At 43.5% G+C, this 13964-nt stretch carries 17 protein-coding genes; 11 read left to right on the top strand and 6 right to left on the bottom strand.

Going from position 1 to position 13964, the window contains the following annotated elements; all coding sequences use genetic code 11:
• Window positions 1-147 precede the first annotated feature (147 nt).
• The 5 genes from KIH43_RS02065 to KIH43_RS02045 are packed head-to-tail and all read left to right on the top strand — an operon-like array spanning window position 148 to window position 3381.
• On the top strand, window positions 148-387 hold the full coding sequence (locus KIH43_RS02065) for a hypothetical protein (RefSeq protein ID WP_297717201.1): 240 nt from the start codon (window positions 148-150) through the stop codon (window positions 385-387).
• A gap of 9 nt (window positions 388-396) precedes the next feature.
• Entirely contained in the window at window positions 397-666 is a 270-nt protein-coding gene (locus KIH43_RS02060; protein ID WP_297717198.1) for a CHC2 zinc finger domain-containing protein, read from the top strand.
• 2 nt (window positions 667-668) lie between these two features.
• The gene (locus KIH43_RS02055; RefSeq protein ID WP_297717195.1) at window positions 669-2390 is read left to right on the top strand and encodes an AAA family ATPase; all 1722 of its coding nucleotides are present in this window, start codon (window positions 669-671) and stop codon (window positions 2388-2390) included.
• Window positions 2390-2743 (top strand): hypothetical protein, encoded by a 354-nt coding sequence (locus KIH43_RS02050; protein ID WP_297717192.1) that lies wholly within the window; start codon window positions 2390-2392, stop codon window positions 2741-2743. Before KIH43_RS02055 ends, KIH43_RS02050 begins: the two co-directional genes overlap by 1 nt.
• Window positions 2743-3381 (top strand): hypothetical protein, encoded by a 639-nt coding sequence (locus tag KIH43_RS02045; RefSeq protein ID WP_297717188.1) that lies wholly within the window; start codon window positions 2743-2745, stop codon window positions 3379-3381. The genes KIH43_RS02050 and KIH43_RS02045 overlap by 1 nt, the downstream gene beginning before the upstream one ends.
• 82 nt (window positions 3382-3463) lie before the next feature.
• Here KIH43_RS02045 and KIH43_RS02040 read toward each other — a convergent pair whose 3' ends face one another.
• Genes KIH43_RS02040 through KIH43_RS02030 form a run of 3 tightly spaced genes read right to left on the bottom strand, consistent with a single transcriptional unit; the run spans window position 3464 to window position 4912 of the window.
• Window positions 3464-4012: a cytochrome b/b6 domain-containing protein gene (locus KIH43_RS02040; protein WP_297717185.1), complete on the bottom strand. Its 549-nt coding sequence runs from the start codon at window positions 4010-4012 to the stop codon at window positions 3464-3466.
• Between the two features lie 5 nt (window positions 4013-4017).
• A complete protein-coding gene (locus KIH43_RS02035) occupies window positions 4018-4500 on the bottom strand; it encodes a diheme cytochrome c (protein ID WP_297717182.1) in 483 nt (160 codons plus the stop codon).
• Window positions 4501-4510: 10 nt separating this feature from the next.
• Window positions 4511-4912, bottom strand: a complete 402-nt coding sequence (locus tag KIH43_RS02030; protein ID WP_297717180.1) for a DUF1924 domain-containing protein — start codon at window positions 4910-4912, stop codon at window positions 4511-4513.
• 105 nt (window positions 4913-5017) lie between these two features.
• On the opposite strand from KIH43_RS02030, the gene KIH43_RS02025 reads away from it, so the two are divergent.
• Genes KIH43_RS02025 through KIH43_RS02015 form a run of 3 tightly spaced genes read left to right on the top strand, consistent with a single transcriptional unit; the run spans window position 5018 to window position 7348 of the window.
• Complete coding sequence (locus KIH43_RS02025) at window positions 5018-5329, top strand: PepSY domain-containing protein (RefSeq protein WP_297717177.1); 312 nt, start codon at window positions 5018-5020, stop codon at window positions 5327-5329.
• A 5-nt stretch (window positions 5330-5334) separates the two neighbouring features.
• The gene (locus tag KIH43_RS02020) at window positions 5335-5997 is read left to right on the top strand and encodes a response regulator transcription factor (protein WP_297717175.1); all 663 of its coding nucleotides are present in this window, start codon (window positions 5335-5337) and stop codon (window positions 5995-5997) included.
• Window positions 5987-7348 carry an ATP-binding protein gene (locus tag KIH43_RS02015; protein ID WP_297717173.1) on the top strand — a complete coding sequence of 454 codons (1362 nt, stop codon included), beginning with the start codon at window positions 5987-5989 and terminating at the stop codon, window positions 7346-7348. The genes KIH43_RS02020 and KIH43_RS02015 overlap by 11 nt, the downstream gene beginning before the upstream one ends.
• 257 nt (window positions 7349-7605) lie before the next feature.
• Here the strand turns inward: KIH43_RS02015 and KIH43_RS02010 are convergent, their stop codons facing one another.
• The 3 genes from KIH43_RS02010 to lptF form a co-directional block, all read right to left on the bottom strand.
• Window positions 7606-8547 (bottom strand): CysB family HTH-type transcriptional regulator, encoded by a 942-nt coding sequence (locus KIH43_RS02010; protein WP_297717170.1) that lies wholly within the window; start codon window positions 8545-8547, stop codon window positions 7606-7608.
• Between the two features lie 63 nt (window positions 8548-8610).
• On the bottom strand, window positions 8611-9765 hold the full coding sequence (gene lptG, locus KIH43_RS02005) for an LPS export ABC transporter permease LptG (protein ID WP_297717167.1): 1155 nt from the start codon (window positions 9763-9765) through the stop codon (window positions 8611-8613).
• The gene (lptF, locus tag KIH43_RS02000) at window positions 9762-10877 is read right to left on the bottom strand and encodes an LPS export ABC transporter permease LptF (RefSeq protein WP_296968182.1); all 1116 of its coding nucleotides are present in this window, start codon (window positions 10875-10877) and stop codon (window positions 9762-9764) included. Before lptF ends, lptG begins: the two co-directional genes overlap by 4 nt.
• Before the next feature lie 166 nt (window positions 10878-11043).
• On the opposite strand from lptF, the gene KIH43_RS01995 reads away from it, so the two are divergent.
• Genes KIH43_RS01995 through lgt form a run of 3 tightly spaced genes read left to right on the top strand, consistent with a single transcriptional unit; the run spans window position 11044 to window position 13958 of the window.
• Window positions 11044-12654, top strand: coding sequence for a leucyl aminopeptidase (locus tag KIH43_RS01995; protein ID WP_297717164.1), 1611 nt, complete (start codon window positions 11044-11046; stop codon window positions 12652-12654).
• A 40-nt stretch (window positions 12655-12694) separates the two neighbouring features.
• A complete protein-coding gene (locus KIH43_RS01990; protein ID WP_297717161.1) occupies window positions 12695-13159 on the top strand; it encodes a DNA polymerase III subunit chi in 465 nt (154 codons plus the stop codon).
• Window positions 13160-13166: 7 nt separating this feature from the next.
• Window positions 13167-13958 (top strand): prolipoprotein diacylglyceryl transferase, encoded by a 792-nt coding sequence (gene lgt / locus KIH43_RS01985; RefSeq protein ID WP_297717158.1) that lies wholly within the window; start codon window positions 13167-13169, stop codon window positions 13956-13958.
• Window positions 13959-13964 lie beyond the last annotated feature (6 nt).

Genomic DNA, 13964 nt, shown 5'->3' with positions numbered 1-13964 from the left:
CTTCTATCAAAACAAGGAACTGCATAAATTTCTAGCCAATCCACTTGAATATAAGTCGGAGGGGTTATGAAAAATTTCTCAAATGAAATTATCAGAGCGATGCCTCTAGACCTAATCAACGACTTTAGGCGACAGGCTCTATGCCTTATGTCCGACCTGATGGAAGACTTAGAAATGAAGTATGGCAGCCTAACTGAGGAAGAAATCAATTTCTTTAAAGTGCTGCAATCCATCCAAAGTGACCAAGAGCGATTCGATGGTTTATGTAGTGCTTTTGGAAAACTGCTTTATGCACATCAGGTAATTGAGGGGGAGATTTCCAATTCCATTGCCCAGTCGAGGATGCGTGATGGCATGCCCTATGACTCCAATGACTGTCCATTCTGAGGAGGCATTATGAATACGAAATTTCATAAAGATAGATTGCCTAATCCTCTTGAATACTTTGAGCAGAATGGTTTTCCGCTCGTTGGGCAAGGTGAATGGCGGTCGGCAATTTGTCCATTCCATGGGGACACCAAGCCAAGCCTAAGGGTACGGATTGAGACTGGTGCATTTCGATGTTTGGCATGTGGCGAGAAGGGTGGTGACCTTCTTGCATTTCATCAAAAGCGATTTGGTATGAGTTTTAAGGATGCCTGCATTGCCCTTGGTGTGTGGGGATAGTCATGAACATTGAAACCATTAAGCAGCAGGCTAGGGTATTGGCTTCGCAGTTTATTAATCAAGGCTACAAGCCACAGGGATTGCACCATTACACCGATGTGCAGGGGGAATGGCTCTATTCGAGGATGAGATTAAGTCATCCTGATAAATCTAAATTGATTCGACCTTTTTATGAGAGGGATGGCAATTTCGTCTTGGGCGAACCAAAGTTTGATGGCAAGAAACCGCTTTATCAGTTGCCCTTGATTAAAGATGCAGAAATCATCTTTTGGGTGGAGGGCGAGAAGAAAGTTGAAGCCTTAGTTGAATTGGGTTTAGTAGCAACTACAAGCGGAGGGGCAACATCGCATGAGGGGGCTGATTTTGAGCCTTTAAGGGGTAAATCAGTAGTGATATGGGCTGACTTCGATGAGGCTGGAAAAGTCCATGCAAAGGCGGTTAAAACGATTCTAGAGGGCATTGATTGTGATGTGGCACTCATAGATGTTGAAGGTCTCAAATTACCTCCTAAGGGCGATGTGGTGGATTGGATTGAGTTGAATCCATCCGCAACAAAAGAGGATGTATTGGCATTACCTAAGTTGCCTAAAGAACCAAAAGTGGAGCATGGAGTTGTTTTGCTCAAAGCCTCAGATTTGAGTCCGCAGCCTATTAACTGGATTTGGAATGGCTGGGTTGCTGGGGGCAAGTTTCACTTGCTTGGCGGTGTCGCTGGAACAGGTAAAACAACAATCAGTCTTGCACTTGCCAGCAGCATTAGCAATGGTGGAAGGTTTCCTGACGGCACAAGGTCACCAAGTGGCAATGTGGTTGTTTGGACTGGTGAAGACGACATTTCGGACACGCTTACTCCAAGACTTATGGCTATGGGTGCAAATCTTGATAAGGTTCATTTTGTTCAGGGTGTTATTGGTGAAGATGGTGAACAGCCATTTAATCCCAGCACCGACATGCCAATTCTTCAGCAGGCAATATCCAAAGTTGGCGATGTAAAACTTTTAATCATTGACCCAATCGTTTCGGTAGTTAAGGGCGATTCACACAAAAATGCAGAAGTTCGTAAAGATTTAGCCCCATTAATTCAGATGGCGGAAAGTATGGGCTTTGCAATCATTGGAATAACCCATTTTTCAAAAGGCACATCAGGCAGGGAGCCGATTGAGAGGATTACAGGAAGTCTGGCATTTGGTGCTGTTGCAAGGGTTGTTTTGGTTGCATCAAAAAGCAAAAGCGATGATGGTGAAGATGTTCGCATCTTTCTTCGAGCCAAATCCAATATCGGTGCTGACAATGGCGGTTTTGAGTATTCTCTAGAACAGGCAACAACTGAAGGTGGCATTGAAACATCTAGAGTGCTTTGGGGCGAAGCCATAGAGGGTTCGGCAAGAGAACTGCTGGTTGATGCTGAAGATGATTCTGATGGCGGAAGCATGGCTGAATGCATGCAATTTTTGAGCAGTATTTTGTCCGATGGTGAAATGCCAGCACAAGAGGTCAAAAAAGACTGTATCGGTGCAGGTCATTCCATTTCAACAATGAATAGGGCTAAAAAGAAGTTAGGCATTGAAGCCAAAAAGATTGGTATTGGCAGGGGCAGTTACTGGGTTTGGGAAATGCCAAAGGTATTCAATGATTACAAAGATTCTCAACCTAAAAACATGAGAACCTTTGGAGAAGTTGAGAACCTTTGTGGTGAATTGCCGATTATTGAGGGGGAAATTTGATGAACCCTAGAAAAATAATCGCAATGGCAGAAAAAGAAGGTTTGACTTTAAAACTGCTTCCTAATAGAAAAATCAAATTAGTTGGCACCCAAGAAATCTATAACAAATGGGCTTTCACAATTGCTGAACATAAAGAACAAATCATCAAGGTGTTGGAACTTGAAAACAGGGAATTCAATGCCTTGTATGAGTATCTTGCCCCATTGTGCAAATGGACTGCTATGGATTACCAAGCATGGCAACAAGACCTCATTGAAATGCCAAATGAAACTCTTGATTGTCTGAAAGCCCTAAAGAAGTCATGGGCAGAGGGCAGGTTTGGGGCAATGATAACTAGTGATTGGGTTCACTAATGACTGATAAATCAAAGATAAAAGAAGATGTGAATAGACCCGTTGAGATTTCTGCCAAGCAAGAGCAAACAAGACTAGAAGCAAGCACCGAGTTTCTTTTGAAGCCTTCACTCTTGGCTGCCAAAGTCATTGATTCAGATAAAAGACAACTATCCAAAGATTTCATTGACTTGCAATACACCCAAGCGATGCTTGAAAGGTCTATAGGTGAGGTGAAGCAGGGTAATTTGGCTGATGTTGAGGCAATGCTTTATTCACAGGCTTATGCCCTGAATGTGATGTTTGCAACCTTAATGACAAGGGCTAATAGGCAGGAATATATGCCACCTACCCAAGCATTGATGAGTTTGGCTTTTAAAGCCCAAAATCAGAGCAGGGCAACCCTGCAGGCATTAGTTGATTTAAAGCAGCCAAGACAGGCTACATTCGTCAAGCAAGCCAATATTTCACAAGGGCATCAACAGGTAAATAACTTGGCAGAAAAAAATCAAATTTCACAAAACAAACTATTGGAAGGTCAAGCCTATGACATGGACAGCGGACCGCAAGGCAAAGCAAAGAAGATTGATTCGGAAATGGAAGCCGTGGGAAAGGTCTACCGGTGCAAAAACAGCAGAAGGCAAAGCAAGGGTATCTAAAAATGCAATTAAATCTGGCACCAGTCGTCAGATGCGAGACCTAATGGTTGAGATAAATCGACTGCTGAGACGGCAAAAGAGATTAATTGGCTAGAGGTTTCTTTGTGGTTGAAATGCTTAATTCTTTATATTTTCCAAGAAAATAACGGATTGCAATCAGTAAAAGATGAGTTGTCACCATGAGCAAATACATCTCACCAACTGTCTCGTGGGAATTTTCCATAATCTTTCTTGCCAATTTTCCGCCTAACTCTTCATAAGAGCCAATTCCAGCGAGAATCATGGGGGGAACAAGTGCATACATTGAGAAAATTATTAGCCCCATAGTTGCCCCATACCACCTCTGCCAATTTAGTAACCTATTAATTTCTAGGTTCTTAATGTCTGTGTAGATAGATTTTGCTAGGGTAGCCCTTCTCCATATTGTATGTAGTGAAATTCCACTACTAGGAAATAATCCCACAAGAATCCTAATAATGAAAATAATGCCAAATCCATATCCACAGTAGACATGTAAGACCCTAAAAGATTCGCTATCAGCAGTCAGGTAGGCAACGGCAAAGGAAATTGCTCCGGCTCCATGCAGAATTTGTTTTAAAAATTTTCCTACTAAATTTTTTGATTTCATCATATTCTTCACTTTGGAATAAAAACTTCGTCATCATCAAAATTGCCTTGCTCTGCATTGCGGTGGCAGGAGTTGCAGTTTGATGCACTTTTTACCGATGGCTTTGAGAATTCTCTAGCATTAACCTTGCGGTGTTTCTTTTCAAACCAACTAGATTTGGTGATTCTGTTATCTGGCGGGGCTTCTTTAACTCTCTTGTAAGTTCCAGCATTACTGTTTAGCCATGAACTAATTTGATTTAGTTCCTGCTTGTCGAGTGAGGCATCCGTGCCATAGTGCTTATGGAGTCCATTCATCATTTCTGCCCAAGATTCCTTTGGAAGCAATGCAGGGGGGTATGACATATGGCAACTGCCACATTCTTGCTTATAGATTGGTGGCAAATTGCTGGGCATCAAATTCTTGGTTCCAGCATTTGCTGTTTGACTGATAATCCCAATCACTAGATAGGCGAGTACAGTCAGTAGGAATGGCGTAATTAAGTCTTTCATTTGGATTTCGTTACTTCTTTAGGTTAATTAGGTAAGCCAAGACATCCGCCTTTTCTTGGGGTTGGCACTCACGACCTAAAACATCGTTGCAATTTCTCCTAAACCACTTATCGCTCTTTGCTTGGTCTGTAAATGCATCAGGATTTACTGAGGGGGCAAGTGAGTCAATTGCTTTATTAGTAGAGGCATGCTTTCCCTGTACGGTTGGCGGATTTCCATGGCATGAAGAGCAAGACCATTCTTTTCCATGGCTTGATGTGAAGAATGTCTTTCCTCTTTCGATATTGCCTGAGGCACCAGCCTTATCTGACCAATACTGCAATTGCTTTGGAGCATTTGAATCCGCCCCATATGCCTCACCAAGCATAGCCATTAGAAATGTAGTGGTGAATAGGTAATATATTGATTTCATTTAAACCCTTCAAAGTTCTTGGGTTGAGTATTAAATAAACCTGCTTTATGGAATCTGAAGGACATATTCATCTGCCGTTCAGAATTGCAGTCCTAAAATAGGCACATGAGTTCAATTAATCGGTCTTTAGTTCTAATTTTGTGCACTTTGTTGGCTACCCCTGCGATTGCTGAGGGCGACCATGACAGGGCTAAGAAGGCTTTAGAAAGCGGTCAAGTGCTGCCACTCCAGCAAATCCTTCAAAAAATATCCAAGGAATATCCTGCTCAGGTTATTGAGGTTGATTTAGAGAGAAAGAAAGGCGGTTGGATTTACGAAATTAAGCAGTTAGGTTCTGATGGAACTCTTTCTAAGTTGGAAGTAGATGCAAAGACTGGAATAGTCCTTAAACAAAAATCAAAAAACTTTCAGAATTAACATCTATGCGGATATTAGTTGTCGAAGATGAGCCAACACTTTGCGAGCAATTGAGTGCTGCACTTCGTGAGCAGGGTTATGCCGTTGATATTGCAAAGAATGGAGAAGATGCCTTGCATATGGGCTTAGAGGAGACTTTTGATGCTGCCATTTTAGATTTGGGATTGCCAAAGTTAGATGGAACATCTGTATTGAAAGAGTGGCGGACTGCTGGTAAGAAATTGCCTGTGATTATTCTTACCGCTAGGGATAATTGGGGTGATAAGGTGTCTGGAATTGATGCTGGTGCTGATGATTACCTAACTAAACCTTTTCATATGGAAGAGTTGCTCGCAAGGCTACGGAGTGTCATTAGGCGGTCTACTGGACATTCATCCTCTGTGTTGTCTGTTGATGGACTTGTTCTTGATACTCGAAGCAGCAAGGTCACAATCAATGGCACCCATGTCAGCCTAACCAGTCATGAGTTCAGGCTGCTTTCATATTTAATGCACCATCCAAACGAAGTTGTTGATAAGGCAACTTTGGCGGAGCATATTTATCCATATAATGAAGACCCTGATTCCAATACTATTGAAGTATTTATTGGGCGATTGAGAAAAAAGATTCCTGATGGGATTATCGAGACTGTAAGGGGTCTAGGGTATCGACTGAATCATGATTCTTAATTCCATTCGACTAAGAATTAGTGCAGCCTCCTTAATGGCTATTGCTGCTGCTTTATTTGCTGCAAATATCCTAATATCAAATTTATTCAAAGAGCATGCAACTAGGCAATTTGAGGTCACTCTTCAATCACAATTAAATCAACTTGCCAGCCTTATTAAGGAGGATTCAAAGTCAGGCAAGTTATCTTTAACTGCTCCTGCTAATGAGCCGAGATGGTCTACTCCATTCTCCGGCTTCTATTGGCAAATTAACTACCCTGATGGGCAACTGCTTAGGTCTCGGTCGCTGTGGGATTCAACACTCACAGTAAATCCCTCCCCTAATTCTAGGTCGGACACTTTTTATTACATAGAAGATTTTAATAACCAGCATCTGTTGGCATTAACCAAAATGCTATCTATTGAGGGCGATAGTAAGAAGTTTTTACTTACAGTTGCAACAGATACTGATGAGTTGAAGCGGTCTATTCTCACATTTCAAACAAGTATCCAAGGGTATTTGTTGATTTTGGCTTTTGTATTACTAGCCATTCTATTTTTGCAGATTACTTTGGGTCTCTCCCCTTTGACTTCATTAAAAAATTCCTTGAATAGGTTGGATAGCGGGGATGCAGAGAGAATCGAGGGCGAATTTCCAATTGAATTTAATCCATTGGTGAATGAATTTAATGCAGTCTTAGATAGGAATCAAAAAATTATCTCTAGGGCAAGGACTCAGGCTGGTAATTTGGCTCATGCAATGAAAACTCCTATTGCTGTTATTTCCAATGCTTTAGTCGACAAGAGCATCTCCTGCGAATCTTTTAAAGATTTGGTTGATGAGCAGATTTGTAAGGCAAAAGAACAAATTGATTGGAATTTGGCTAAGGCAAGGGCGGCTACTGCTTCAAAGAATCCAAGACTCAGAACCCTAGTTTTACCTGTGGTGGACTCAATTGTTCGTGTAATGGAAAAGGTTTATGCAGGCAGGAAGTTGACCTTGAATGTTTATTCCGAAAAACATGCTTCTCCAGTTTTTAATGGTGACCAACAAGACTTGCAGGAGATAGTTGGCAACCTTATTGATAATGCTTGTAAGTGGGCAAAATCAAGTGTGTTGATTTCAATCAAAGTGGTTGGCGGAGATATTTGGATTGCCGTGGAGGACGATGGGAAAGGAATTCTTCCTGATGACTACAGCAAGGTGCTAAAGCGTGGGTTTAGGGCTGATGAAATGACCCAAGGGTCTGGTCTTGGTTTGGCAATAGTTGATGACTTGATAGCCATTTACGAGGGCGACATGCAATTAAGTGAATCAAGCATGGGTGGTTTGAAGGTATCAATTCGCTTGCCAGCACCTCAATCGGTCTGAATGCCCCCTTTGATTAAAGACTTAAAGTAATTGTTGCCTGTTTTAAAGCAACTCGGATACCAATTTTCTGCGTAGTAAGTTGGCAAAGGGGGGGTATCCCCAATTATGGGGTAGAAGTCTAGTTTGTGTATAAATATGTGAGTATAAATACTGTTTACTTAAATAATAATCATATAAATCAATGACTTATATTATTAATGTGAGTCCGACCCGAGGCACCATCGACTAGATATGTATCTAGTCAACCTTTCCAAAATCTAGATCTCGTAAGACTCGGCTTTCTCACTCATTGCCTGTTCAACAATTTTCTTGGTGAGCGTTGGTGAGAAAATTTCAATAAAAGTGTAAACAAACGATCTTAGATAGGCGCCTTGTTTTATGCCAATATGTGTCACATTGTTACCAAATAAGTGGCCCACTGGAATCACTTTGAGATTGCGATCTCGATCGGGATCATAAGCATGCCCAGCAACAATACCAATACCCATACCGGTTTCTACATAAGTCTTGATCACGTCGGCATCAATGGCTTCTAGGATGATGTCTGGAGAAATGTTTCTCTGGGCAAAGGCTGCATCAATTTTGCTGCGACCCGCAAATGCTTTGTCGTAAGTAATGATGGGATATTTAGCAATCTCCTCAAGTGTCACTGTCGCTTGATTTAATAGCGGGTGACTCAGTGGAACCATTATGACGTGCTGCCACTGATACCCCGGTAGCGCCAGCACGCCTGGAGTATTTGCGATGCCTTCAGTAGCAATGGCGATATCAGCGCGATCGTGACTCAGTAGTTCTGCAATTTGACCTGGACTTCCTTGCTGAATGCTGACCCTCACCTTGGGAAAACGTTTTGTAAATTCAGTGAGCACTTTCGGAAGCGCATAGCGTGCTTGTGTATGGGTTGTTGCAATGACAAAATTTCCTTGGTCCTGACTGGCGAAATCCTTGCCTACTCGCTTTAACGTTTCGACTTCATCCAAGATGCGCTCAATTGAGCTGAGGATGCGTTTCCCGGGCTCGGTTAATGAACGTATGCGCTTGCCATGACGTCGAAAGATTTCGACCCCTAGTTCGTCCTCAAGCTCAATAATGGCTTTGGAAACGCCTGGTTGAGAAGTGAAGAGCGCTTTAGCAGCCGTTGTGAGGTTGAAATCTTGTCTGACGGCTTCTCGCACAAAGCGAAACTGATGCAGATTCATGAATAACTCCAGTCTTTATATCTACAAAGATATAGGAATGAAATTCTATATGAATTTTGGGTATTAAGCTTTAGAAACCCACCTTAAGGCCGCCAAAGCCAACAGGAAATACAGGAGTGGTGGAATCAGGGCAGTAAGCAAGGTTGGCCATGCACTGAGTAACCCAACATTAGAAAAAAGTGAGTTGAATAATTGGAAGCTCATACCAAGCATGATTCCGCCAAACACTTTGATACCTACGCTACCTGCGCGAACTTTTAAATAAGCAAATGGTAGGGCTAGTGCCAACATCACAAAGATGGTGAATGGGTACACCACCTTTTTCCAAAAAGCGATGGAGTGACGCTGCACATTTTGTTTGTTTTCACGCAAGTGATTAATGAAGCGACCCAAGCTCACAATCGACATTTTCTCTGGGCTAATCAATAACACGCTCAGAATTTGTGGCGTCACTTCCGATTTGAGAGTTAAGGTGGGAATGGTGATGGTTTGGGCAGAAAAAACAGGGTTCAGTGGATCTTTTTGTGGAGTGACTTTGAAGCGAGTCTCTGTCACATCTTTTAATACCCAAATGCCAGTTTCATCAAATTGTCCTGAAGGTGCTGTTCGAATGGATAAAAGGTTGAATGTGTCATTAAATTCGTACATGCGGATATTGCGAATTTCATTAGATTTATCCACCTTACCCACGTTGACGTAGCGTACGCCAGGACGAACAGGTCCTTTGCCATCCTCATCTCTTAGGCGATCTTTGACCCACACGCCAGTCTTAAATTGAGAGGCGTAGGTGGAGCCCAAAGCCTTCATGCGTACTTGCTCAGATTTATCTTCAGCATAAGGCCCTGCCCATTCACTCATGATGAGCGTCAGGACGACTAAAGGCAGGGATATTTTGGTGAGGGCAAAGAGGCCGCGTTTTACATCAACCCCAGCGATTCGCAAAATCGTAAATTCAGATTGACTAGCGAGCATTGCAAAAACATAAATACTGCCGATCAACGCCGCGATCGGAATAATTTCTGACATGCGACTTGGTGCTTTGAGTAGAACGTGTAAAAGAGCGAGTGGAAGAGTGTAAGCCCCCTGAACTGAGCCTAGCTCGCTCAAAATATCAAAGAATAAAAAGAGCGCCACTAATGCAAACAAAATAAATCCAAAGGCGGAATAAATCTGCTTTGCTAAATACCGCTCATAGATAAATGGAAAGAGCAGTTTCATTTTTTAGCGAGCGTGCTGGGTAATTGCCGACGCCACCATTTAATGGATGGGTTGATACGGTTCCGAATCAGAACCGCAGCGATGAGGAGCGCCATAAGGTGAATGGGCCACACGCCGATAAATACATTGAGCCTGCCTTGAGAAACAAAGTTCTGCGTCAGGTTGAGTAAGTTGCTGTAAATGAGGTAGACCAGCACCGCATAGAACATGGCGGTGTAATTTCCTAGACGTGGATTGACATAGGCCAGCGGGATCGCAATTAATACCAGACCTAGAGCCATCAATGGCAAACCCACCCGCCATAAAAGTTCAGCGCGATTCTGATTCATCGCCTTAGGGTTGCTTTCATCTAGCAATTCCGTGATGGTTTTTTCTCTATCACGCGGGGCGGGAGCCAAAGTCTCCTTGCTACGAATTTTGGTGATGTACTCGTCAAACTCTAAGATTCTGAAATCGGGTTGAGTTGGCTGCCCTTCGTAGCGACGTCCATTATTCAGAACAATCGATTTCTCGCCACCCTCAGCGTTTTGAATAAATCCAGTAGAGGCAACCGCAATACTTAAGCGACCATTCTTATTGTCGGCCACAAAAATATTTTTGACCTCGCTGTTGTCAACGTCCAATTCTTCGATAAAGAAGACGCGCTCCGCTCTCGCAGATTCTTTAAATTGACCCGCGCTCACCATAGAGACATCATCACGCTGTTGAAAGCGTTGGCTTATCAAGGTTGTTTCGCGATTAGCCCAGGGCCAAACAAATAATGCAAGCAAGGCGATGATGATGATGAGGGGTATCGCAAATTGCATGATGGGGCGAATCAAATTACTAATACTTAAACCACTTGCAAACCAAACAATCATTTCAGAGTCTTTGTACCAACGCACCAAAACAATCAAGGTCGCCACAAATAAAGAAACGGTTAATAACACCGCGAGGTAGCCAAGTGTGGCTAGGGCGATAAGAACGATAGCGTCCTCAGGATTGACTGCGCCATTAGCGGCGTATCCCAAAATGCGAATAACTAGCGTTGTCACCATGATGGTCACTAGGACCAGGAACACTCCGCCTGTAGTAAAGCTGAGTTCACGGCGCAGAGCTTGTTGGTAAATCATGGATGCTTATTTTGATCAAATAAAGGGTGTACTGGGAGTCTGAAGGACTTTGGGTGCCGCAAAATAGGTTAATCTCATGTCGGAGGATAATGGATAAAACCCATGAATTTTCATCTTTAACCCTAGAATCGACTCAAAAATACGCTAATAAACACCTCTTTAGATTATGACCATTCAATTTAGCACCAAGAACTTCCCTCAAGCCGACCTGCAGAGCGCCAAGCACATCAAGTCTGGCCTTAAAAGCCTTCTAGCTCAAAGTACAGATTGTCTCGTTTTGGGCTACTCAAAACAGGATTTTGAGAGCTTTGCAGGGAACAAAAATGCCAAAGCAAAGTCGGGCGTGCTTCATGAGTTAGATGCTCTGTTGGGTGGCTCGCTTACTCACGCCAAGTTGTTGGGCGAGCTTGAGGGCGTACAAGGAAGCACTTGTCTCTTAAAAAGCGGTCCAACATGGTCAGCTACAGCAATAAAAGCGAAGCGCGTGTTATTGCTAAACGTGGGTGATCAGCATGATTCCTCTGATAAGGGATTGCCCGCCTTCGCAAAGGTTGCGCGTGGTGGTTTGAAAACATTGAGTGGAGGCGTCATTGAAAATGCGATTTGGTTTGCTCCAAGTCTTAGTGGCACCAAGTCAGCACAAAGCATTGCAAATGAAGTGCGTTTAACGATTCAGTATGCCGGTGATCAGGCTTATCGTTTTGGCGTTCGTCAACCATCAATGAAATTTAAGGCGAAAGATAAGGCCGATGCGTTTAAGCATCTCATCATTGCAAGTAACGATGCAAGCGCAAAAGAAATCAAGCTAGCTGTAGAAGAGGGCGCCGCTCTAGTTGAGGGCATGAATTTAGCAAAAGACCTTGGTAATTTGCCGCCTAATGTTTGTACGCCGACTTATCTTGGTAAGACTGCACAGGGGCTTTCTAAAAAAACCCAACTCAAGGTTGAGGTGTTGGGGCTAAAGCAAATAGAAGCATTGGGTATGGGCTCTTTTCTTTCAGTTGCCAAAGGCTCTGAGACCCCGCCGCAATTTATTGTGATGCGCCATCAAGGTGGCAAAGCGGGTGAAGCGCCGATTGTATTGGTTGGCAAGGGTATCACCTTTGATACGGGCGGTATTTCTTTAAAGCCCGGTGAGGCTATGGATGAAATGAAATATGACATGTGCGGCGCCGCTTCAGTGATCGGCACAATGTATGCAACAGCATTAATGAAGCTGAAGAAAAATGTGATTGGCGTTGTTCCTACTTGCGAGAATATGCCTTCTGGCAAAGCAACTCGCCCTGGCGATATCGTCAAGAGCATGTCAGGCCAGACTATTGAGATTCTGAATACCGATGCGGAAGGTCGGTTAATTTTGTGTGATGCGCTCACGTATGTTGAGCGCTTCAAACCTAAGGTGGTCATTGATATTGCTACGCTTACTGGTGCATGTGTCATTGCATTAGGTCATGTTCACAGTGGCTTGTTTTCGGACGACGATAATCTTGTCACAGCCTTAACTAAAGCAGGGCATGATTCACTGGATACCGTCTGGCGCTTACCTCTCGATGCTGCTTATCATGAGCAATTGAAATCAAACTTTGCCGATGTTGCCAATATTGGCGGGCGCCCTGCAGGTAGCGTGACAGCAGCATGCTTTTTGTCACGCTTTACTGAAAAGTACAAATGGGCCCACTTAGATATTGCCGGTACAGCCTGGAAGAGCGGTGCAGCTAAAGGTGCCACAGGTCGACCTGTGCCGTTGTTGGTGAACTTCTTGCTTGAGCAAAAGTAAGTCAGTACATCGAATAAATGAATAAAGTGTATTGAATTGAATGGCGAGAATTGATTTTCATAGCAACGTAAGCGACAAACTCGAGTATGTCTGTCGGCTGACGCGAAAAATATGGAGCGCCACTCCTGAGGGTCAGCCAGTTCGCAATATTGTGATTGTGGGTGATCGAGCGGATCTCAAAAAGTTGGACGAATTGCTTTGGACTTTTAGTAGCACTGATTTCTTGCCACATTGCTTTATTACAGATGAGGTTGCTCCAGATACGCCTGTTGTACTCTCAGAAAACTTTGCCATAAGTTCTTTAAATGCTATTCCACATGCTGATGTCATGATTCATTTAGGAATGCAGATGCCCGAGGATGTCTCTGGATTGGTGGAGCGTTTTCCAAGAATTGTTGAGGTAGTTACCGTCAATGAAGCTGAGCGCTTGGCTGGGCGCGAGCGCTATAAAGCCTATCGCGCCTTAGGCCACGAGTTACATAACTTTGATCAATCTCAACGCTAATTTTTTTATGTTGATCCATCCCCAGTTTGATCCAGCTGCAATACGTATTGGGTCTTTCGCGATTCATTGGTATGGGTTGATGTATCTCATGGCCTTTGCGCAATTTTTATTGCTAGGACGCTTACGAATTCGCAATCCTCGATACCAGGCTATGGGTTGGACTTATAAGGATCTTGAGGATTTGTTATTTGCCGGAGTGTTGGGTGTGGTGCTGGGCGGCAGGTTAGGCTACACCTTGTTTTATATGCCAGGCTTCTATCTTGCCCATCCCCTTAGTATTTTAAAAATATGGGAGGGCGGGATGTCCTTTCATGGTGGATTACTAGGCGTATTGGTTGCCTTGTGGTGGTTTGCTCAAAAAAAGAAAACTTCCTTTTTTGTAGTGAGCGACCTAGTGGCACCATTAGTTCCCTTTGGTCTGGCTTTTGGACGTTTAGGTAACTTTATTAATGGCGAGCTGTGGGGTAGGCCCACTGATCTTCCATGGGCTATGGTCTTTCCCTTAGTGGACACCATTCCACGTCATCCATCTCAAATTTATCAATTGCTTGGTGAAGGCATTCTCTTGGGAATGGTTCTATGGATCTATGCGAGCAAGCCGCGCAGGGTGGGGCAAGTATCTGGATTATTTTTGTTTGGATACGGTGTATGTCGCTTCATGGCCGAGTATGCACGCGAACCAGATGCATTCTTAGGTTTGTTAGGATTGGGCTTATCGATGGGGCAATGGCTGTGCGTTCCCATGTTGGTATTTGGTGTCTATCTTATGCGTCGCCATACGGGTGAAGCGCATTCATAAAGATGC

The organism is Polynucleobacter sp. (genome assembly GCF_018500155.2).
Classification (GTDB): Bacteria; Pseudomonadota; Gammaproteobacteria; order Burkholderiales; family Burkholderiaceae; genus Polynucleobacter.
The sequence above is the reverse complement of the archived record's forward strand: the minus strand, read 5'-3'. Positions and strand labels throughout refer to the sequence as shown.

Coding starts and splice junctions, on each gene's coding strand:
- KIH43_RS02065 (WP_297717201.1), top strand. CDS start 148: ATGTCCGACCTGATGGAAGACTTAGAAATGAAGTATGGCAGCCTAACT.
- KIH43_RS02060 (WP_297717198.1), top strand. CDS start 397: ATGAATACGAAATTTCATAAAGATAGATTGCCTAATCCTCTTGAATAC.
- KIH43_RS02055 (WP_297717195.1), top strand. CDS start 669: ATGAACATTGAAACCATTAAGCAGCAGGCTAGGGTATTGGCTTCGCAG.
- KIH43_RS02050 (WP_297717192.1), top strand. CDS start 2,390: ATGAACCCTAGAAAAATAATCGCAATGGCAGAAAAAGAAGGTTTGACT.
- KIH43_RS02045 (WP_297717188.1), top strand. CDS start 2,743: ATGACTGATAAATCAAAGATAAAAGAAGATGTGAATAGACCCGTTGAG.
- KIH43_RS02040 (WP_297717185.1), bottom strand. CDS start 4,012: ATGATGAAATCAAAAAATTTAGTAGGAAAATTTTTAAAACAAATTCTG.
- KIH43_RS02035 (WP_297717182.1), bottom strand. CDS start 4,500: ATGAAAGACTTAATTACGCCATTCCTACTGACTGTACTCGCCTATCTA.
- KIH43_RS02030 (WP_297717180.1), bottom strand. CDS start 4,912: ATGAAATCAATATATTACCTATTCACCACTACATTTCTAATGGCTATG.
- KIH43_RS02025 (WP_297717177.1), top strand. CDS start 5,018: ATGAGTTCAATTAATCGGTCTTTAGTTCTAATTTTGTGCACTTTGTTG.
- KIH43_RS02020 (WP_297717175.1), top strand. CDS start 5,335: ATGCGGATATTAGTTGTCGAAGATGAGCCAACACTTTGCGAGCAATTG.
- KIH43_RS02015 (WP_297717173.1), top strand. CDS start 5,987: ATGATTCTTAATTCCATTCGACTAAGAATTAGTGCAGCCTCCTTAATG.
- KIH43_RS02010 (WP_297717170.1), bottom strand. CDS start 8,547: ATGAATCTGCATCAGTTTCGCTTTGTGCGAGAAGCCGTCAGACAAGAT.
- lptG (WP_297717167.1), bottom strand. CDS start 9,765: ATGAAACTGCTCTTTCCATTTATCTATGAGCGGTATTTAGCAAAGCAG.
- lptF (WP_296968182.1), bottom strand. CDS start 10,877: ATGATTTACCAACAAGCTCTGCGCCGTGAACTCAGCTTTACTACAGGC.
- KIH43_RS01995 (WP_297717164.1), top strand. CDS start 11,044: ATGACCATTCAATTTAGCACCAAGAACTTCCCTCAAGCCGACCTGCAG.
- KIH43_RS01990 (WP_297717161.1), top strand. CDS start 12,695: ATGGCGAGAATTGATTTTCATAGCAACGTAAGCGACAAACTCGAGTAT.
- lgt (WP_297717158.1), top strand. CDS start 13,167: ATGTTGATCCATCCCCAGTTTGATCCAGCTGCAATACGTATTGGGTCT.